Origin of the sequence: Acinetobacter sp. G11 (assembly GCF_049808495.1) — a bacterium.
Lineage (GTDB): Bacteria > Pseudomonadota > Gammaproteobacteria > Pseudomonadales > Moraxellaceae > Acinetobacter > Acinetobacter kookii.
The window spans coordinates 1-938 of sequence record NZ_JBNCAT010000079.1 but is presented as its reverse complement, the minus strand read 5'-3'; the positions used below and the strand labels follow the sequence as shown (position 1 = coordinate 938).

Annotated in this window: 1 protein-coding gene; it reads right to left on the bottom strand. The window is 42.0% G+C overall.

What is annotated here, in order from left to right; genetic code table 11:
- On the bottom strand, window positions 1-875 hold an 875-nt coding region (locus ACPUEY_RS14055; RefSeq protein WP_425122467.1), incomplete at its 3' end, for a putative bifunctional diguanylate cyclase/phosphodiesterase.
- Between the last annotated feature and the right edge of the window lie 63 nt (window positions 876-938).

Here is a 938-nt window from a genome sequence, read left to right as displayed (position 1 = left end):
GCAAAATAGTAGCCCTGAAAATCATCACATTCATATTTTTTTAGAAACTGGGCTTGATCCTGATTTTCTATTCCTTCAGCAACCACGTGCAATCCTAGTTGATGAGCCATAACAATAATGGCTGCGACAATCGCGCCATCTTTTTCATTTTGAGGTAAATGTTCAATAAAACTGCGATCAAGTTTTATCTCATCCACAGGTAAAGTCCGTAAATAACTCAGACTCGAGTATCCTGTGCCAAAGTCATCGACAGAAACCTTGATGCCCAAATCACGAACAGCTTTTAGAATTTCTAAAGAACGGTCAGCACCCGCAATTAACATGGTCTCGGTGACTTCAATTTTTAATAACTCGGGCTGTAACTGGGTATCTGCAAGCGTTTCCTGCAATTCATGCAAAAAGCCTGTGCGCTTAAATTGTAAAGGGGAAAGATTGACAGCTACACTCAGGTTAGCTCCGTTTTTCTTGTTCCACGCTACAATATCCTGACAGGCTTGCTGTAACACCCATTGGCCAATGACGACAATCTGGCCGGTTTTTTCAGCAAACGGAATGAATTCTACCGGAGAGATAAAGCCTCTTTGTGGATGCTGCCAACGGATTAAGGCTTCGACACTTTTTAATTGGCCTGAGCGAGCATCAATAACGGGTTGATAGACTAACCTGAACTGCTTTTCTTGCATGGCAACCATTAATTCGTGGCGCATCAGCACGTAATCGATTTTCGGTGTGCCGATAGAATTAAACGCATACCAATGCCAGGCATTTCCGCCTTCTTTTTTCGCTTCATTCATGGCATGTATCGCATGATGAAGTAATTGAGTCGATTTTTCTATTTGAGGGTCATCATCTGCAATGCCAATACTCGCACTCATATGAATTTTATGGCCATCAAGCTCAAATGGAGCTGACAGGCTTTTTAATATTTGCTCTGCAAT